Source organism: Niveispirillum sp. CC-CTL257 (genome assembly GCF_059489915.1).
On sequence record NZ_JCAJXE010000004.1, the window covers coordinates 739,264 to 757,775 of the forward strand.

Sequence of the window (18,512 nt, forward strand, 5' to 3'; positions counted from 1 at the left end):
ACAATATTCGAGTTCCATCATGGAAACAGACCGCACCGACCTTCGCCGGGCGGCCAGGACCGGCCAGTTCGTCCTCACCAGCGCGCGAGGGGAGAAGATCAGTGCGGTTGAGGGCTTGGCGCTGTCGGGCCGGATGGCGGCCGCGTTGCGGCAAGCGGCGGCGCAGGAGCTGTCCGGCGATGAACGCCGGGCGATGGTTCTGGAAACGCTGCGCCGCAAGTAGGGTGCTCGCGTCTGGGCGAGGAAGCGGGCCATACCGGCGCTGATCGCGCCTTACGCTGGGGCCCGGCGTTCGCCGGGATGACGATAAGTGGCGAGCAAGGGAGGGCGGGGTTGGGGGTTACCCCAGCCGCTTCGCATAGCCCAGCAAGCTCTCCGCCTGCTCCACCGCGACTTCCAGCAAATCCCGGTCGAGTTGTCGTACTGTCGTCAGCAGGCGGGTTTCGAGGCGTTGGCGGGTGGGGTCGGGGGCGGGGGTGGTGCCCATGTAATCCAGCAATTCCCAGACCTGGACGTCCAGGGCCGCGCGCAGGGCGTCGATTGTGTCGAGGCCGGGCAGGTTGATGCCGCGTTCCAGGTTGGAGATGCTTTCCGGGGACAATTCCGTCAGTTCAGCCAGCTTTTCCTGGCTGTAGCCGCGCTGGCCGCGCAGCGCCTTCAATCGTAGTCCGAAGCGGGTATCGATGGTCATGCCGGAGCATACTACGGCAATTTGGCCCTCTACACGTAGAATATTGCGTAATCAATCTTGAATAACGTAGTATGCTTCAGAGTTGAAAGCGGCGGGGTGGAGGAATTGCATGCAGCAGGAGCCGGGGGGAGGGGATACGCCGGTTCGGCGGGTTCATGAGCGGCTGCTGGCGTTGAGTGTGCCGGTGTCGGGGCTGGGGGAGGAGGGGCTGGCGGAGCGGAGCCGGGCGCAGGCAGCACTGGTGGAGGAACTGGCGCGGGCACCGGCGGTGGGGCTGGAGGATGTCTGGCGCAAGGTGACATGGGTGGGGGAGCGGCTGCGCCAGGAGGGGCATGTGCGCAGTTCGGCCTTTGGTGCGCTGACCCTTCTGCTGCTGGACAGTGCGCGCGATGACCTGTTGGGGATGGCGGCCTTTGCCCGCCGGGGTGGGGAGCGGCGGGAGTTGATCTGAGCCATGGTGCGGCGGGCGAAGGCGGCGGGAATACGCGACCAGTGGGGCGGGGTGGTGCCGGTGTCGGTGCGCGACTGGCACTGGCATGCCGTCTGCCCGCGCTGCGGCTGGCACGGGCCGGCGCTGGACGGGGATGTCGGGTCGCTGCGGGCGGTGCGCTGTGGCGGGTGCGGGGGGCCGGTGTCGGCGGATTGGGGGATGGTGCGGATGCGGTGGCGCAGTACGGCGGTGTGGTGGAGGCCCTGGAGCTGGGGGCGGGGGGTGTGGGAGGGGCTTTCGTCTCCCCCACTGCCACCCCCATGTCAGTGAGCGGCCAGTGTTGGGGCGCGGTCAGCGCCGGTATGAGTCATGTCGCGGCTATCGCCGCTCACGCTGGGTCCCGGCTTTCGCCGGGATGACGGAGGGGTGGGGTGGGGATGACGGGAGGTGATGGCGGTCGGGCGGCGGTGGGGTTCCGCGGATTACGGCGTTGCCTAATCCGCGCTACGGGAGGCGATCACGCCCCCCGCTTTGCCCTGATCATCTCCATGATCTCTGCCGCGGCCTTGGGAATGTTGGTACCAGGGCCGTAGATGGCCGACGCACCGGCATTTAGCAGGAACTCGTAATCCTGGGGCGGGATGACGCCGCCGCAGACGATGAGGATGTCGCCGGCACCCTGTTCCTTCAAGGCGGCGGCCAGTTGCGGGACCAGGGTTTTGTGGCCGGCGGCGAGGCTGGAGACGCCGACGACGTGGACGTCGTTTTCGATGGCCTGGCGGGCGGCCTCCTCCGGCGTTTGGAACAGGGCGCCGACATCGACGTCGAAGCCGATATCGGCGAAGGCGGTGGCGATGACCTTGGCACCCCGGTCATGGCCGTCCTGGCCCATCTTTACCACCAGCATGCGGGGGCGGCGGCCCTCCGCCTCGGCAAAGTCGGCCACGTCCTGTTGGATCTGTGCGAAGCCGGCATCGCCCTCATAGGCGGCACCATAGACGCCGGAGACGGAGCGGATGGTGGCGCGGTGGCGCGTGAAGACCTCTTCCATGGCGTCCGAAATCTCCCCAACGGTGGCGCGGGCGCGGGCGGCGTTGACGGCGAGGGCCAGCAGGTTGCCGGATTTCTCGGCCGCCGCCTTTGTCAGGGCGGCCAGGGTTTCGCGGACCTTGGCCTCGTCACGGGTGGCGCGGATGGTCTTCAGGCGGGCGACCTGGGCCTCGCGGACGGCGGTATTGTCGATGTCCAGGACGTCGACGGTTTCGGGGTTCTGGGGGCGGTATTTGTTGACGCCGACGATCACTTCCTCGCCCCGGTCGATGCGGGCCTGACGCCGTGCGGCGGCTTCCTCGATCATCAGTTTGGGCAGGCCGCTTTCCACGGCCTTGGTCATGCCGCCCATCTCCTCCACCTGGGCGATCAGCTTTTCAGCGGCTTCAGCCAGGGAGGCGGTCAGGTGTTCGACGTAATAGCTGCCGCCCAGGGGGTCCACCACGTGGGGGATGCGGGTTTCCTCCGCGATGATCAGCTGGGTATTGCGGGCGATGCGGGCGCTGAACGGCGTGGGCAGGCCCAGGGCCTCGTCGAAGCTGTTGGTGTGCAGGCTCTGCGTGCCGCCCATGATGGCGGCCATGGCCTCAATCGTCGTGCGGATGACGTTGTTGTAGGGGTCCTGTTCCGTCAGGGACACGCCAGAGGTCTGGCAGTGGGTGCGCAGCGCCAGCGAGCGGGCATCCTTGGGCTGGAAATGCTTGTCCATCAGCTTGGCCCAGAGCAGGCGGGCGGCGCGGAGCTTTGCCACCTCCATGAAGAAATCCATGCCGATGGCGAAGAAGAAGCTGAGGCGCGGAGCGAACTTGTCCACGTTCAGGCCCTTGGCGAGGGCCGCGCGGACATATTCCAGACCGTCGGCCAGCGTGAAGGCCAGTTCCTGCACCGCCGTGGCCCCGGCCTCCTGCATATGGTAGCCGGAGATGGAGATGGAGTTGAATTTGGGCATATGGTTGGCCGTATATTCGATGATATCGGCGATGATCCGCATGCTGGGTTCGGGCGGATAGATATAGGTGTTGCGGACCATGAACTCCTTCAGAATGTCATTCTGAATGGTCCCGGACAGCTTCTCCGTCGGCACGCCCTGTTCCTCACCGGCCACGATATACATGGCCAGGATGGGCAGGACGGCACCGTTCATGGTCATGGAGACGGACATCTTATCCAGCGGGATGCCGTCGAACAGGATCTTCATATCCTCCACGCTGTCGATGGCGACACCGGCCTTGCCGACATCGCCCACGACGCGGGGATGGTCGCTGTCATAACCGCGATGGGTGGCAAGGTCGAAGGCGACCGACAGGCCCATCTGTCCGGCGGCGAGGTTCGCGCGGTAGAATTTGTTGCTGGCCTCTGCCGTGGAGAAACCCGCGTATTGGCGGATGGTCCAGGGCTTCACCGCATACATGGTGGCGCGGGGGCCGCGCACGAAGGGCGCGAAGCCGGGCAGGGTGCCGGTGGTTTCCAGGTTGGCGAGGTCTTCAGCCGTGTAGAGCGGCTTGACGGCCAGCCCCTCCGCCGTGGTGCGGGTCAGGTCGGAGAGCTGGGCGTCGGCACCGGCGTCCTTGGTCGCGAGCGCTTCCCAGTCGGCGAGGGTCTTGGCGGGGAACTGGGTCATGGGGAGGCTCCGGGCTTCGGCAATTCATGCGTGATCCCGGCTTGTCACCGGGATCACGGGGAGGGAAATTAGCGCGCGTCTATGGCTCACTCAAACTCGATGATCTTCTCATCCACCGCGAGGCTGGCGCCCTTGGCGGCGTGGACCTTCTTGACGGTGCCGTCGGCTTCGGCGCGCAGGATGTTTTCCATCTTCATGGCCTCCACCACGGCCAGTTCCTGACCGGCCTTCACCGCCTCGCCTTCCTTGACCGACACCGAGACCAGCAGGCCCGGCATGGGGGACAGCAGGTATTTGGACATATCGGGGGGCAGTTTCACCGGCATCAGGTCGGCCAGCTCTGCGGCGCGCGGGGTCAGCACGTCCACCACGAAGGCGAAGCCGCCATGGGTGAGGACGAGCGACGTGCCCTTGATATCCACCTGCACCGTCATGGCGATGCCGGCGACGGTGCCTTCCCACAGGGACTGGCCGATTTCCCAATCGCCCAGGACCGTGTGCGGGCCGCTGTCGAGCGTGACAGTGGCGGCACCGCCGGCGAAGGACAGGTGGGTCTTGTGGTTCTGGCGGTCGGCGCGGGCCACCCAATCCTGGGCGACGTGGAAGGCATGGCCCGCCACCTGACCAGAGATCATGGCATCACGACTGGCGCGGCGGTGATGCAGCACGGTGGCGAGTGCCAGGAGACGGTCACGCACGGCGGGGTCGGGCGTCAGGCCGTGGAAGCCGTCCGGGTACTCCTCCGCGATGAAATTGGTGGTCAGGCGGCCATCGCGGAAGCGCTGCTTCTGCATCAGGGAGGTCAGGAAGGAGATGTTGTGGCCCACGCCCCGGATCTGGAACCCGTCCAGCGCATCGGCCATGGCATCCGTCGCCTGATCGCGGGTGGGGGCCCAGGTGATCAGCTTGGCGATCATCGGATCGTAATACATGCTGATCTCGCCGCCCTCATACACGCCGGTATCGACGCGGATGATGGAGCCATCCTCGCGCTTGCCCTCCACCGGCGGGCGGTAGCGGGTGACGCGGCCCGTGGAGGGCAGGAAGCCACGGGTGGGTTCCTCGGCGTACACGCGCGCTTCCAGCGACCAGCCGTTGATGCCGACATCGGCCTGGGTGATGGGCAGATGCTCCCCGGCGGCGACACGGATCATCAGTTCGACAAGGTCGAGGCCGGTGATCATCTCGGTCACGGGATGTTCGACCTGTAGCCGCGTGTTCATTTCCAGGAAGTAGAAATTGCGGTCCTTGTCGACGATGAACTCCACGGTCCCGGCGCTGCGATACTGCACGGCCTTGGCCAGCGCGACGGACTGTTCGCCCATGGCCTTGCGGGTGGCGGCGTCCAGGAATGGCGAGGGCGCTTCCTCAATCACCTTCTGGTGGCGGCGCTGGATCGAGCATTCACGTTCGTTCAGATAGACGGCGTTGCCGTGGCTGTCGGCCAGCAGCTGAATTTCGATATGGCGCGGCTCGGTGATGTATTTTTCGATGAAGACGCGGTCATCGGCGAAACTGCTGCGCGCTTCGTTCGTGGCGGAGCGGAAGCCGTCGCGGGCCTCGGCATCGTTCCAGGCCACGCGCATGCCCTTGCCACCGCCACCGGCGGAGGCCTTGATCATCACCGGATAGCCGATGTCGCGGGCGATGGCGACCGCTTCCTCATCATCCTTGATGACGCCCAGATAGCCGGGCACGGTGGAGACGCCGGCGGCCTTGGCCAGTTTCTTACTCTCGATCTTGTCGCCCATGGCGCCGATGGCATGCACATCGGGGCCGATAAAGACGATGCCGTTCTGCTTCAGCGCCTCACAGAAGGGGGCCTTTTCGGACAGGAAGCCGTAGCCGGGATGGACCGCCTCGGCCCCTGTCTGCTTGCAGGCGGCGATGATCTTGTCGGCGATCAGGTAGGATTGGGCCGAGGGGGCGGGGCCGATATGCACCGCCTCATCCGCCATCTCAACGTGAAGCGCGCCGGCATCGGCGTCGGAATAGACGGCCACCGTCTTGATGCCCATGCGGCGGGCGGTCTTGATGACGCGGCAGGCGATTTCGCCACGGTTGGCGATGAGGATTTTCTTGAACATTTTACGGTGCCTCTTCGTGCGGGCGCGTCGGATCAGAGCGGCAGGTTGTCGTGCTTCTTCCAGGGGTTCTGGAGCTGCTTGTTCTTCAGCATCGACAGCGCCTTGCACAGGCGGCGGCGGGTATTGTGGGGCATGATGACGTCGTCGATATAGCCACGGCCCGCCGCCACGAAGGGATTGGCGAATTTCTGGCGATATTCCTCGGTCCGCGCCTCGATCTTGGCGGGGTCGCCAATATCGGCGCGGAAGATGATCTCCACGGCCCCCTTGGGTCCCATGACCGCGATTTCGGCGGTGGGCCAGGCATAGTTGACGTCGCCGCGAAGATGCTTGGACGCCATCACGTCATAGGCACCACCATAGGCCTTGCGGGTGATCAGGGTCACCTTGGGCACCGTCGCCTCGGCATAGGCGAACAGCAGCTTGGCCCCATGCTTGATGATGCCGTTATATTCCTGGGACGTGCCGGGCAGGAAGCCGGGGACATCCACCAGGGTGACGATGGGGATGTTGAAGGCGTCGCAGAAGCGCACGAAGCGGGCGGCCTTGATCGAGCTGTCAATGTCGAGGCAGCCGGCCAGCACCATGGGCTGGTTCGCCACGAAACCGACGGTGGAACCCTGCATGCGGCCAAATCCGACAATGATGTTCTTGGCATAGTCCGGCTGAATCTCGAAGAAATCGCCCTCGTCCACGATCTTCGAGATCAGTTCCTTCATGTCATAGGGCTTGTTGGGATTGGCCGGGATCAGGGTGTCGAGCGACATTTCCGGGCGGTCGGCGATGTCGGGCGTGGGGCGCGAGGGCGGCTTTTCCCGGTTCGACAGGGGCAGGAAATCCACCAGACGGCGGGTTTCCAGCAGGGCCACGACGTCATTCTCGAAGGCCAGATCGGCCACACCGGACTTGGCCGTATGGGTCACGGCCCCGCCCAATTCCTCCGCCGTCACCACCTCATGCGTCACCGTCTTCACCACGTCGGGGCCGGTGACGAACATGTATGATGAGTCCTTCACCATGAAGATGAAGTCGGTCATGGCGGGGGAGTACACGGCACCGCCGGCGCAGGGGCCCATGATCAGGCTGATCTGCGGGACGACGCCAGAGGCCAGGACATTGCGCTGAAACACCTCGGCATAGCCGCCAAGGGAGGCCACACCTTCCTGAATGCGGGCACCACCGCTGTCATTCAGGCCGATCACGGGGGCGCCGACCTTCATCGCCTGATCCATGATCTTGCAGATCTTTTCGGCATGCGCCTCTGACAGCGAACCGCCGAAGACCGTGAAATCCTGGGAGAAGACAAAGACCAGACGGCCATTGATGGTGCCGTGACCGGTGACGACGCCGTCACCGGGAACCTTCTGCGTCTCCATCCCGAAATCGGCGCAGCGATGTTCGACGAACATGTCCCATTCTTCGAACGAGCCTTCGTCCAGCAGGATCTCAATCCGCTCCCGCGCCGTCAGTTTGCCCTTGGAATGCTGGCCCGCGATGCGCTTTTCACCGCCACCAAGACGGGCACCGGCCCGCATGTTTTCCAACCGTACCAGCACATCCTGCATGGGAAATCCGCCCCGTATGAAGGTTCATGGGAGTTTGGGCGGAGTTTGCGAAGTTTGCCGCAGCAGGGGAAGGCGTGGATGGGTGTGGATTTGCGAAGGCAGGTGTCGTGGATTGCAAATTTTGCGAATTTGCAATCCGGTCCGCTTTGACATTACCCGACGGAGATAGGAACCCAGATTTTCAGTTCGGAGTTTTTTGGGGGGGCGGGGAGGTTTATGACGAAAACAATCTGAAAATAGATATCAAAAGATTTATCAATGATAGGTTTTCGATCTAATGGCGAAGAGCATGTCGGCAATGGGCCCTTTTAAGAACCCCCCGGTTTTCTGGTTTGGCGCGGGTCTATCGATGGCCAGTGCCATGCCATCGGGTTACCAGCTGACGCGGGCCTGGATGGAGCATCACCTGCCGGCGGGGGAGACGGAAGCGATCCTGGCCCTGTTCGAGCGAAACAGCGAACTGTTGCGCAAGAGTTTCCCGCGACTGGAAAAGGTCATTGAGGACAGCTTGTGGTCCTTCGGTCCGGGGTGTCTGGAGAATTTGCGGTTCTTTGATGAGTGCAGACCAAATGCACAGCATGCGACCATTGCCCATCATCTTATCACCCATCGGTGCTTTGCCTTCACCACGAATTTTGACACCGCTGTTGAACAGGTGCGACCCGGCGCCATCCCGACCATGACACCGATCACCGGACTGACGCACGACTGGGGCTTGATCAAGCTGCACGGCTCCATGGGGGATGATCTGGCAGGCCTCGGTCATTCCATCAGCAATCTGCGCTCTGGCCTGTTCGCGCCGTTCCGCGATCTGATCATCCGGTTGTTGGATGATCCTGAGACAATGATCGTGTTCTGTGGTTACAGCGGCGCTGATTTCTTTGACGTGACACCCCTTTTTCAGGACCGGCTCCGGCAGCAGAAGCCATTCGCGGCGCAAGTATTGTGGCTGCATCATATGGGCGGCGCGGATGATGGCGCATGTGGATGGGGTGATGAGGAGTGGGAGGAGGTGTTGAGCGAGGGGGCTCAAACCATCCTCGCGGCCTTTGAACCGGAGCGGCGGCATCGTCGGGCCGGCACGACCTGGAACATGCTGGCTGAGTTGGTTCCATTTCCTGTGATCGACCCTCCGACGACCGCGCGCCCCTGGTCGCAGGGATGGGAGGAACGGTTCAGCCCCGACATGGCGGGCCGACGTCTGTTTGCGGCCAAACTCCATGCCAGTTTTGGCATTGGCCACCGTAGCGCCAGTTTCATAGACCCTGACGGGTTGCCGCGCGACCGGGTCGATCAGCGCCACCAGCTTTGGTGCAACGCGTTGCGCGATCAGGGATTCTACGATGCGGAACTGCGGTTGCGCCGGGCCCTGCGACCGCTGCCGGGCGCTGCATCGCGGGAGTTCGAAGACCGACAATGGGCAGCGGCCCTGCGCCTTGCCGGACATGTGCCGTCGGCTGGTCTGCTGTATCTGCGGCTGCTTTGGCGTTACGCCCTGTCACGACGCGCGTGGGACAGGGCACAGGTGCTGTGGACGGTCGCGGAGGCGGGATTGTTCGCCCAGGCCATCCTTGCCGCGTTGCCGCGCCAGAGGCTGCTGCGCTTGGCGCTGCTGTGGGCTGAATTGCCACTGCGCCTCATGGTCGGCGCATCGTTGGTCGTTTTCGGGCGTCTGTCCAAGGATTGTGAACATGCCGCCGATCCCCACCTGCAAATGACAGTGACGCGTATCAGCAACTATCTGGCGAGCTATCCCGGCTGGCTGATCGCCGCGTTGGAAGAGCTGATCTACTGGCGTGATGGACTGCCGGTGTTGGAGTTCCACGATGATACGCCGGACCGGTATCGTGAAACGGACAGCCTGCTGGGGCTGGTCAATCACCAGCGTCACCATGCAGCGCTGGCGCTTGCCGATGTGCAGTGGGGTTGGTTCGGGTTGGCGGGGGACTGGCGAAATGCAGACACAAACAGCCGGATCTGGCTGAACGAAGCGGCGGACTCGCTGCGGTTGTCCTTTCGCATGGCCGGCATCATCAATGACCATATAGGCATGATCAAGGCAGCCAGCGGGCTGGCGCGGTTGGCGCGGTGGCGCCAGCGGCCCCGTTCAGCCGCCTTATGGCAGCGGATCGCCGGCAATATCCGGCAGTGCCATCGGCAGCAGGCCACCGCTGCCGTGCGGGAGGTCGAGGCCTGGTTGGCGCACGGTGGGGGATCTGGAACGTAACGGCGTCATGAGGACATCACCTCAGGGTCCGGCCCGTCCTACGCCCCGGCAGCCGGCGATACGCATCGCGTGGCATGGACGGGGAGGGGCGGGTCGCCGACAGTGACGGGGTGATCCTATGTCAAGCCACGCCTTGAGGGTGCAGTCGGCATAAGTCCACACTCGATTACAACGGCATTTGGCTGTATGTCTACTGCACCTATTAATGGTGAGCAGTCATGACATACGGACATATTCCAGGTTCGACCCCACAGGCGACGGAACCGGTCTTGAAAAGTGACAGCTTCCAGTTCGGTGATTGGCAGGTGGAGACGCGGGCATGCACCCTGCGGCATGTCCAGGACGGGTCGGAGACCCAGGTGGAACCGCGTGCCATGGATGTGCTGTCGGTCCTGTGTCACCGCGCGGGCAATATATTGAGCGCCGATGACCTGCTGCATCTCTGCTGGGACGGGCTGGTGGTGGGGGAAAATCAGGTCCACAAGGCCATCACACAGCTGCGCCGCGCCCTGCGCGACAGTGTCACCCAACCTGCCTATATCGAGAATATCCGTAAGCGTGGCTATCGTACCCTGGCCCCGGTCAGTTTCCCACCCGGCCATGGGCTGGCCCCACCGGTGGATCACTGGTCGCGACGGTCCCCCTATGTCGGGCTGAATCCGTTCGGGGCCGACCATGCCTCCGTGTTCTTTGGCCGCGACGGGGCCGTGGCAAGATTGTCAGCCGCAGTGGCGGCGCAGGTGGCGGGGGGCAGGGCCTTCATGCTGATCCTGGGTCCCAGCGGCAGCGGTAAGACCTCGCTGATCCAGGCGGGGTTGCTGCCGGCCCTGCTGTTCGGTCCGGGAATGGTGCGGGTGGCGGCGTCGGCCAGCCTGGACCTGGGCGATGGCGGCGACCTGCCGCTGGTCACCGCGCTGGGGGGCGCGCTGCTGGACCTGGAGGTGGATGGCGCGCCGCTGTTTCCCGGTCAGCATGCAGAGGGGCTGGGGGCCAGCCTGATGTCGGCCACGGATGGGGAGGCCTGGTTGGCGCTGACCAGCGACCCGGCCCAGGTGGGCCAGCGTTTCGCCCTGTTCGTTGACCGGCTGGAGGCCCTGTTCAGCCCGGCGGTGGACGCAGCACGGGCGGGGTTGCTGTCGGCGCTTGATCTTTTGTCGCGCACGGGGCGGTTTGTCATCATCGCGGCCTGCCGCAATGATTTCTATCCCGATCTGGCGCGCGAACCGCAGTTGATGGCGGGCAAGGATACGGGCGGGCATTTCGATCTGGCCCCGCCGACGCGGGCGGAGATCATGCAGATGATCCGCAGCCCCGCCGCCATCGCCGACCTGCGTTTCGGCATGGATGCCGACAGCGACCGGCGGCTGGACGACATGCTGTGCGAGGGGGTGGCGGATAATCCCGACGCCTTGCCGCTGCTGCAATATACGCTGGAGCAGCTTTATCAGCAGCGCAGCCCCGGACGCGAGCTGACCATCGCCGCCTACAAGGCACTGGGGGGAATCGACGGGGCTATCGGGCGGCGGGCGGATGCGATCCTGGCGGCGCTGCCATCGACCGCGCAGGCCGTTCTGCCCCGCATCTTTTCCCTGATCGTCGCGGTGGGGGGCGGGGACGGTGCCGCGCGGGGCCTGCGCGCGCCCTGGTCCGCCCTGTCGGGCCCGGATGAAAGGCGGCTGGTGCAGACCTTTGTCGATGAGCGGCTGTTCGTCAGCCTGATGCATGGGGCGGAGCCGGTATTCGGGGTCGCGCATGAAGCCCTGCTGCGGCAATGGCCCCGTGCCGTGGCCTGGATCACCGAACATCACCAGGCCCTGCGTATCCGCGCCCGGCTGGAGGGGGAGACGCAGCAATGGCTGACCGAGGGGCGCCGGGCCGACCGGTTGCTGCGCCGGGGCCGACCGCTGGAAGAGGCGCGCGACCTGTTGAAGACAAAGGTCGTGCCGCTGTCGGATGATGTGGCCGCTCTGATCCACGCCTCGGCCCGGCAGGCACGGCGGGCCGACCGGCTGCGGCTGGGGGCGGTGGTCGGGTTTGCGCTGGTGGCGCTGGTGGCCGTCATCATGGGGTTTCAGGCGCGCGAGGCCGAAAAACTGGCCGATCAGCGCCGGCAGGAGGCCGAAGGGCTGGTCGATTTCATGCTGGGCGACCTGACCCAGAAATTGCAGCCGCTGGCCAAGCTCGACCTTCTGGACGGGGTGGCGCAGAAGGCCATGGATTACCTGACCGCCGAGGACCCCGGTCGCCTGCCGGGGCCGCAGCGCCTGAGGCAGGCCAAGGCGCTGCTGACGCTGGCGGACGTGAACCGGTCACGCGGGAATGTCGATGCGGCCCTGACGGCGCTGGGCCGCGCGGAGCTGCTTTTGCAGGCCAATCTGGCCGGGGGGCCGGTGGATGGCGACCTGCTGAAGAATGCGGGGGCGGTGGCTTTCTGGTTCGGGCAGATCGCGCTGGATCGCGGGCAGCTGGACGAGGCGGCAGCGCGGTTCGGCCAGTATCGGGATTTTTCCCAGCGCATGCTGGACCTCAGCCCGCAGGATGAGGAGGCCAGTCTGGAACTGTCCTACGCGCTGTCCAGCCTGGGCAGCCTGGCGCTGCGCCAGGGTCAGGTGAGTGAGGCAGCGGCGTACTTCCAACACTCCCTTGACCTGAAACGCCATGTCCTGAGCCAACGCCGTGAAGACCATGGCCTGGCGGCCAGCATTGCCAACACCCAATCCTGGCTGGCCAGCGCGCGGGCGCAGGAAGGCCGGTTGAACGATGCCGTTCCGCTGTATGAGCAACAACGCGCCATCCTGGAAGATCTGCGCCGGGCGCAACCGGAGGCGCTGGCCTGGGCCTATCAGCTGGCCCTGGCCTACAAGCTGGAAGGCATTCTGCTGACGGCCCAGGGGCGCGCGGAGGAGGCGATCGCCCGCATCGCCGACGGTATCGCCATGATCACCACGCTGCTGTCCAAGGAGCCGGGCAACCTGCTCTGGCTGCGCGACGAGGCTGACCTGCGCATCGTGGGCTCGCGGCTCTACCTCTCCCAGGGGCGCGTCGCTGATGCCGGCGTGGAGATCAGTCGCGCCTTGACCCAGGTGGGAAAGGCATCAACCGTCGCCGCCGCCCAGACTGCCGATTTTCGCCGCGTCATTGTTCAGGCCCATGTTCAGCAGGCCTATGTGCTGCTGCGGCAAGGCAACCTGAAAGAGGCGGGGCCCCCTCTTGCCAAGGCCGAATCCATGGCGCGGGAGGCCCCCCGGGACGACCGGGGCGCCACACTGATGGCCAACGTCCTGTTAATGCGCGCCGCCCTGGAACGGGCCGGTGGTGGCGCTGCGCAGGCCGGCACCCTGTGCCGGGAAGCGGCGGAAACCCTGCGGGCCGCCGCCCAATCAAGTCAGGATTCAACAATCCTGGCCCCCTGGGTCCGCGCCAATCTCTGTGCCGGAACCCCTTCCGCCGCCCAGCGCGGCATCAGCATTCTGGAAAAGGCGGGATACAAAGAGGCCGATTACCAGCGTGCCATCAGCAACCTGAAGGAGATGAGCGATGTCAACCAGTAGTCAGGATAAAAATTACTACCTCGTCACCGTTACCTGTGATGACAGGATCACGGGTGAGACGTCACCCTATCTGATCTACCAGAATATCAGCGATACCCATAAGATTCATCTTTCCAAGAACTTCGATGGGATCAAGTTCAAGATCGATATGGACAATTCACCGATCAAGTTTATCTTCACTGGTGCGAATATCGAGCCGAGAGTTCACGGCGATAACATCTATCCAGACCTGAAGATCGCAGCGGTTCTGGAAGATGTGGTCTATATCGATGATCACCAGCTGAACACGAATGCGGAAGCGGTTGGGAGCATCACCCTGTTCTTTATCCTGAAGAATGCCGGAGGTGGGCAGGAGACGGTAAAGCGTCAGGTCCACTATTCTTCCGATCCGGAAGTGATCAATACCGGCGTGGTTCCCTGACCGGGCGCCGCTGTCTGGCGGCTTGGCTGTCGGCGCACGAACGCCGGGCCGGCTGCCAAAGGCAAGCCTTCGGCCGATGGGTATCAGGGGTGGACCAGGGCCAGACAGGCCTTTGTCCACCCCTTTTGCGTTTGGGCGAATGCGATTTCTTCCGATTTGATTTGTTTAAAATCATATACTTATGGGCCGGAAGGATAACAGAAGAATGATTTCTTCCGATCCCTGGCAGGGTCTGGCCATCGCCAACCAGCCAGGGAAACCCCACCATGTCCGAGATGCTGACCCACCGCGAACGTCAGGTTCTGGTCCTGACGGGACGCGGCTTGCGGAGCGCGGAGATCGCCGCCGAACTGGGTATCTGTGAGTTGACCATCCGCAAGCACCGGTCCTCCATCATGCGCAAGGCGGGGCTGCGCTCCACAGCCCAGTTGATCGCCTTTGCCGGCGGACAAGGAGAACCGGACGAGAACCAGCCGCAGGTGGCCCCCCTGTCCTGGGACCGCCTGCGCCCCCGAGAGGCCGAGGTGGTGCGGCATGTGGTTTCAGGATGCACCAGCAAGGAGATTGCCCGCATCCTGAAAATCAGCCTGCTGACCGTTCAAAAACATCGCGAACGGGCGCGCGAAAAGCTGGGCGTTCATACCGTGGGCGAAATGATCAAGCGGGGGCGGGTATCCGTCTGACCGGTTCCACTCTTTTAAAAACCGGCATATTTGCGCCTTGTGGTTCTAGATATATAGGCGCACTATTCCCTTATAAGTATGTTTAGGGCGTATACTTGTCATGGGCTTTCACGGGCAGTCTTGGCGCCTTCTCGGCCTCATGTTGCTGGTTCCAGGCATCGTGCTGCCCGGTTGCGCCGTTGACTATGTGGATGAACAGGGGGTTCGCCACATTGTCGGTCTGGCTTCTGTAGAGATCCCGCCGCCGGCGAATGCCGGGCAGACTTGTTTACGCGGCTCCAGGGTGACGGCCTTCGGTGTCGTTGCTTATGACCATGGTGCTGGCGGCGGCCTTGGGGTTGGCTATGTCAGCGAGGGACTGACCACGGCATTCGAATGTAACGCCGTTTTCGGCGCGCTGCCGGAACAGGGTAATGTTGGCTCAAAGCCAGAGGGGAAGTAAACCAGACAGGTGGGGGTGAGTAATGGAGATCTCCAAATTTTCAAAGATTTCACCTTTACTGCTGCTTCTACCGCTTGCGGGGGGATGCACAGACCCCAACCGGGTGATGTTTGTAACTTCTACGACTATCGGCGGTACGCTTGAAGCGAAGGAAGGGGCGGGCAAGATTGCCTTCGACCGGACCGAAGGCGTGATCGGCCCCGCCCTTGAAGATGGCCAAATGCCTTCGGTTTACGGCTATCTTGCCACCGATGGTGGCATTATCTCGCGCAACACCAAGCAGGTTTATGCGACGGGCCGCGCGGCAGAGCATCTTTCCGTCCCCAGTTGCACGGGAGATGGCTGTAACGGCAGCCAGAGCAAGCCGCCAACGACGCTGCCGCCCGATGTTCTGCGGGCAATGCAGGCAGCGACGGATGCCGCCGATGCGGCCACAGCCGCCGTCAAGGCTTTGCAGAAGACCACGGCCGTTTCAGGTGCAGGGACCGTCGATCCCAAGCGCACCTGTATCGGCATTCAGCAGGGCGATGTGTGTCGCTCCATCGGCTTTTTCGGGACCAGCACCATTTTTGGCCTTAAATTGTCCGCACCCACGCAGGCGGCTTTGCAGGACTATGTCCTGGGCTATCGCCGTAAGGAATTCTCCATTCTACCGTTAACGCAGCGTGGGGGAGGCAATTCCATTTATCCCTCTACCATTGCCAGCCTGACATCCGCCGGCTTCATTGATCCATCGGTTGCCCCAGGACAAAGCGCTGCTGATGCAGCAGCCAAGGTGGTGGAGGCGGATGCATCAAAGGCACAGACGCAGACGCCGGCGACGGGCAAAACCACCTCTGAAAAGGATGATGATGCGAAGAAACGAGCGGGGCTGAGCAATGTCCAGTTCTTCGCCTCCGGCGCGGCTGCCGATAATCTGTCCAAGGATGCGGAGTTTCAGAAGCTGTTCAAAAAGGATGTGAATAGCGCCGTGGTAGCCGATTATCGGGCGACCCAAGCGGCGCAGGATGCGCATGTAAATGCCATTCTAGGCTGCTATGGCCAGATAACTTCACCGGCGCGCAGGCAGGAGGCATGGTTAAGCGGCGTCTCAAACAAGGTGTTGGGGGATGTCAATGCCTTCAAGTTGGCGAGCAACCTGTCGGTTGCCGCGCAGAAGGACGTCCCAGACAGTCAACGCGCCGCGGCTTTGACAATGGCCGGTGCCATTTATGTCAGCGGCATCCAGACGTCCCACGGCCTGAACAAGGAGCGTAGCCTGTCACTGTCAGATCATGAGAATGAAGTCTGTCAGTTTGCGAAGGCCGAGCTTGCTTCTGCCACGCAGGCAACTGCAACACCTGCACCTGCACCTGCACCTGCACCTTCAAACTGAGTCAACCTTGATTACGGGAGGCGTCAATGTGGGATTTTGAATGGGTCCCCTGTACTGTGGCTGCGGCACGGAAGCAGGAATTGTTGCAGAACAGGGGAAACGTTTCGGTTCATTGCGTCGACCATAAGGAAGAAAACGGCGTGCGTTACTGCAAGATCATCATCGTTCGTTCCTTCGATCCCCCGTGGAACGGGCCCGATGGGCAATGCGCCTGACTGACGGCTTGCAGCACAAGTCCTGCAACGGGCATTATCAACTCGCCGCGTAACGGCCCCCGGACGGGGCCGGGCGTCGGGCCGGGGAACTGTACCCCGCCCGACCCGGAAGGGGAGTGGGATGACCGCGAAAATCTATGCCGGCGAACGGATACGCCGTCTTCGGGAAACGCGCGGCATCAGCCAGGCGCAACTCGCGGTCGAGGTGGGGCTGTCTACGTCGTATCTGAACCAGATCGAGAATAACCAGCGGCCCCTGTCGGCGGCGGCGGTTATCCGGCTGTCGACCTATTTCCAGGTGGAGCCGAGCCATTTCGCCGATGACAGCGACACAAGGCTGGCGTCCGAACTGCGCGAAGTGCTGGGCGATCCGCTGTTTGGGGATGCATCGGTGACGTTCGCGGGCATCCGCGACGCGGTGCGGGCGGCCCCCGCCATCATGGGATCGCTGCTGAAGCTCTATCGTGCCTATCAGGGGCTGGACGAGGAATACAGGGCGCTGGTCGATAAGGTCGGCGGCGGGGACGCGGTGGCGGGGCCGGCGGCCTTTCCCTATGACGAGGTGCGCGACTTTGTACAGCAGCAGCGCAACCATTTCGAAACGCTGGACCATGCCGCCGAGGATTTGTTCGAGGGCGGGCATTTCTCCAAGGATCGCCTCTTGGAGCATCTGGCCCAGCATCTGGCCGACCGGCATGGGGTGACCATCCGGGTGTCGCCCATGCTGGCGCGCCATGATGTGCTGTGGCGATACGATCCCGACGATAAAGAACTGCTGGTATCGGAAGGCACGCCGCGCGAGAGCCGGACGTTTTTCGCGGCCCATCAGATCGCGCTGCTGGATTACGGGGTGGAGATTGAGCGGCTGGTGGCGGAAGCCGGGCTGTCCAGCATCGAGGCGCGGTCGATCCTGCGTGTGGGCCTGGCCAATTATTTCGCAGGCGCATTGATCCTGCCCTACAAGCGCTTCCTTACGGAGGCGCAACGGATGCGGTACGATATTGACCGGCTGTCAGCGCATTTCAATGTCAGCTTTGAACAGGTCTGTCACCGCCTGTCCACCATGCAGCGGCCCGGCATGCCGGGGGTGCCCTTTTACTTCGTGAAGGTGGACATGGCGGGGAATATCGCCAAACGATCCAGCGCCACGCGGTTCCAGTTTGCACGGTTCGGCGGGGCATGCCCCCTATGGAATGTGCATCAGGCCTTTGCCCAGCCGGGGCGGATATTGGTGCAGCAGGCGCGCATGCCGGATGGAGCGACGTATCTGTGCATCGCGCGCACCGTGGTGGCGAAGGGCAATTCGTACCTGTCCCGCCCGCGGGAGGCGGCGGTGGGGTTGGGGTGTGAAATCGCCTATGCCGACCAGCTGGTTTATTCCGCCGGGCTGGACCTGCGCAATGTCGATGCGGCGGTGCCCATTGGGTCCAATTGCAAGGTCTGCGACCGTGAGGATTGCCGCCACCGCGCCTTCCCGCCCATCGGCAAGGCGCTGCGCGTGGATGCGCATGAGCGGCGGGTGGTGCCGTACAGCGTCAGTTAAGGGCGTCTTCGCGGTTGTCCGTGAAGACGCCACGGCGGCGACTGCCGCCGCGCGGCCCATGCCGCGTAAGCCCAAGCCGCCGGATGGCAGCGCCCGGCGTTTGAGGGAACAGCAAAGCCTACGAATGCCCGGCTTCGGCACCATGGGCGGTGCGCAGGAAGTTCAGCGCCTCTACCACCAGCCGGCCCCAGAGTTCGAGGCTGGCCAGGATCTGATCGCCGGTGATGCCGACGGCCAGATTGTCCATTTCCAGGACCAGGAAATCATCGCGCAGCGAGAAGCGGGCGAAGCGCTTGTGCCGGTTCCACTGGTTCAGGATGGCGGCGTCGAAACTGTCCTGCACCTGGAACATCAGGTTGAAATTATAGTCGCCGAAGCGGGCGGCCTCCGGGTCCAGCTGCGCACCGGGGCGGATATTGAAGGTCAGGCCGCCGATGGCGGAACGCAGGACGGGCGCGCCGCCGGGCGTCAAATCCTGTGTCGCGGGCAGGCCCAACTGTTCCAGGGCGGCTTCCAGGTCCGTCAGCGTCACGCCGCGCAACAGCTTGTCCAACATCATATCCTTCCTGCATCGCTATTGCCGGGACCATGCAATAGCGGTGGGGCCGGTG

General features: G+C 63.6%; 15 protein-coding genes. 10 read left to right on the forward strand and 5 right to left on the reverse strand.

Annotated elements, in window-relative coordinates; translation table 11 throughout:
* Positions 1-19 precede the first annotated feature (19 nt).
* Positions 20-223 (forward strand): hypothetical protein, encoded by a 204-nt coding sequence (locus ABC729_RS23695; protein ID WP_495610080.1) that lies wholly within the window; start codon positions 20-22, stop codon positions 221-223.
* Between the two features lie 117 nt (positions 224-340).
* On the opposite strand, the gene ABC729_RS23700 is transcribed toward ABC729_RS23695, so the two are convergent.
* Entirely contained in the window at positions 341-691 is a 351-nt protein-coding gene (locus ABC729_RS23700; RefSeq protein ID WP_495610081.1) for a helix-turn-helix domain-containing protein, read from the reverse strand.
* 109 nt (positions 692-800) lie between these two features.
* Here ABC729_RS23700 and ABC729_RS23705 point away from each other — a divergent pair, with 109 nt between their 5' ends.
* Together ABC729_RS23705 and ABC729_RS23710 are read left to right on the forward strand one after the other, a co-directional pair.
* Positions 801-1,142 (forward strand): hypothetical protein, encoded by a 342-nt coding sequence (locus ABC729_RS23705; protein ID WP_495610082.1) that lies wholly within the window; start codon positions 801-803, stop codon positions 1,140-1,142.
* Positions 1,143-1,145: 3 nt separating this feature from the next.
* Positions 1,146-1,451: a hypothetical protein gene (locus tag ABC729_RS23710; protein WP_495610083.1), complete on the forward strand. Its 306-nt coding sequence runs from the start codon at positions 1,146-1,148 to the stop codon at positions 1,449-1,451.
* A 187-nt stretch (positions 1,452-1,638) separates the two neighbouring features.
* Here ABC729_RS23710 and scpA read toward each other — a convergent pair whose 3' ends face one another.
* From scpA to ABC729_RS23725, 3 genes are all read right to left on the reverse strand, one after another.
* The gene (gene scpA, locus ABC729_RS23715; RefSeq protein WP_495610084.1) at positions 1,639-3,792 is read right to left on the reverse strand and encodes a methylmalonyl-CoA mutase; all 2,154 of its coding nucleotides are present in this window, start codon (positions 3,790-3,792) and stop codon (positions 1,639-1,641) included.
* Between the two features lie 86 nt (positions 3,793-3,878).
* Positions 3,879-5,879, reverse strand: a complete 2,001-nt coding sequence (locus ABC729_RS23720; RefSeq protein WP_495610085.1) for an acetyl-CoA carboxylase biotin carboxylase subunit — start codon at positions 5,877-5,879, stop codon at positions 3,879-3,881.
* 32 nt (positions 5,880-5,911) lie between these two features.
* Positions 5,912-7,444: an acyl-CoA carboxylase subunit beta gene (locus tag ABC729_RS23725; protein ID WP_495610086.1), complete on the reverse strand. Its 1,533-nt coding sequence runs from the start codon at positions 7,442-7,444 to the stop codon at positions 5,912-5,914.
* A gap of 349 nt (positions 7,445-7,793) precedes the next feature.
* Here ABC729_RS23725 and ABC729_RS23730 point away from each other — a divergent pair, with 349 nt between their 5' ends.
* The 7 genes from ABC729_RS23730 to ABC729_RS23760 all read left to right on the forward strand — a co-directional run bounded on the left by ABC729_RS23730 (position 7,794) and on the right by ABC729_RS23760 (position 17,901).
* Entirely contained in the window at positions 7,794-9,671 is a 1,878-nt protein-coding gene (locus ABC729_RS23730) for a hypothetical protein (RefSeq protein ID WP_495610087.1), read from the forward strand.
* 269 nt (positions 9,672-9,940) lie between these two features.
* The gene (locus tag ABC729_RS23735; RefSeq protein ID WP_495610088.1) at positions 9,941-13,222 is read left to right on the forward strand and encodes an nSTAND1 domain-containing NTPase; all 3,282 of its coding nucleotides are present in this window, start codon (positions 9,941-9,943) and stop codon (positions 13,220-13,222) included.
* A complete protein-coding gene (locus ABC729_RS23740; RefSeq protein WP_495610089.1) occupies positions 13,209-13,643 on the forward strand; it encodes a hypothetical protein in 435 nt (144 codons plus the stop codon). Before ABC729_RS23735 ends, ABC729_RS23740 begins: the two co-directional genes overlap by 14 nt.
* Positions 13,644-13,909: 266 nt before the next feature.
* Positions 13,910-14,326 carry a LuxR family transcriptional regulator gene (locus tag ABC729_RS23745; protein WP_495610090.1) on the forward strand — a complete coding sequence of 139 codons (417 nt, stop codon included), beginning with the start codon at positions 13,910-13,912 and terminating at the stop codon, positions 14,324-14,326.
* Between the two features lie 100 nt (positions 14,327-14,426).
* Positions 14,427-14,768: a hypothetical protein gene (locus tag ABC729_RS23750; RefSeq protein ID WP_495610091.1), complete on the forward strand. Its 342-nt coding sequence runs from the start codon at positions 14,427-14,429 to the stop codon at positions 14,766-14,768.
* 22 nt (positions 14,769-14,790) lie between these two features.
* Positions 14,791-16,143, forward strand: a complete 1,353-nt coding sequence (locus ABC729_RS23755; protein ID WP_495610092.1) for a hypothetical protein — start codon at positions 14,791-14,793, stop codon at positions 16,141-16,143.
* Between the two features lie 336 nt (positions 16,144-16,479).
* On the forward strand, positions 16,480-17,901 hold the full coding sequence (locus tag ABC729_RS23760) for a helix-turn-helix domain-containing protein (RefSeq protein WP_495610093.1): 1,422 nt from the start codon (positions 16,480-16,482) through the stop codon (positions 17,899-17,901).
* A 118-nt stretch (positions 17,902-18,019) separates the two neighbouring features.
* On the opposite strand, the gene ABC729_RS23765 is transcribed toward ABC729_RS23760, so the two are convergent.
* Positions 18,020-18,460: a YbjN domain-containing protein gene (locus tag ABC729_RS23765; protein ID WP_495610094.1), complete on the reverse strand. Its 441-nt coding sequence runs from the start codon at positions 18,458-18,460 to the stop codon at positions 18,020-18,022.
* Positions 18,461-18,512: the final 52 nt, after the last annotated feature.

Coding starts and splice junctions, on each gene's coding strand:
- ABC729_RS23695 (WP_495610080.1), top strand. CDS start 20: ATGGAAACAGACCGCACCGACCTTCGCCGGGCGGCCAGGACCGGCCAG.
- ABC729_RS23700 (WP_495610081.1), bottom strand. CDS start 691: ATGACCATCGATACCCGCTTCGGACTACGATTGAAGGCGCTGCGCGGC.
- ABC729_RS23705 (WP_495610082.1), top strand. CDS start 801: ATGCAGCAGGAGCCGGGGGGAGGGGATACGCCGGTTCGGCGGGTTCAT.
- ABC729_RS23710 (WP_495610083.1), top strand. CDS start 1,146: ATGGTGCGGCGGGCGAAGGCGGCGGGAATACGCGACCAGTGGGGCGGG.
- scpA (WP_495610084.1), bottom strand. CDS start 3,792: ATGACCCAGTTCCCCGCCAAGACCCTCGCCGACTGGGAAGCGCTCGCG.
- ABC729_RS23720 (WP_495610085.1), bottom strand. CDS start 5,879: ATGTTCAAGAAAATCCTCATCGCCAACCGTGGCGAAATCGCCTGCCGC.
- ABC729_RS23725 (WP_495610086.1), bottom strand. CDS start 7,444: ATGCAGGATGTGCTGGTACGGTTGGAAAACATGCGGGCCGGTGCCCGT.
- ABC729_RS23730 (WP_495610087.1), top strand. CDS start 7,794: ATGGCCAGTGCCATGCCATCGGGTTACCAGCTGACGCGGGCCTGGATG.
- ABC729_RS23740 (WP_495610089.1), top strand. CDS start 13,209: ATGTCAACCAGTAGTCAGGATAAAAATTACTACCTCGTCACCGTTACC.
- ABC729_RS23745 (WP_495610090.1), top strand. CDS start 13,910: ATGTCCGAGATGCTGACCCACCGCGAACGTCAGGTTCTGGTCCTGACG.
- ABC729_RS23750 (WP_495610091.1), top strand. CDS start 14,427: ATGGGCTTTCACGGGCAGTCTTGGCGCCTTCTCGGCCTCATGTTGCTG.
- ABC729_RS23755 (WP_495610092.1), top strand. CDS start 14,791: ATGGAGATCTCCAAATTTTCAAAGATTTCACCTTTACTGCTGCTTCTA.
- ABC729_RS23760 (WP_495610093.1), top strand. CDS start 16,480: ATGACCGCGAAAATCTATGCCGGCGAACGGATACGCCGTCTTCGGGAA.
- ABC729_RS23765 (WP_495610094.1), bottom strand. CDS start 18,460: ATGATGTTGGACAAGCTGTTGCGCGGCGTGACGCTGACGGACCTGGAA.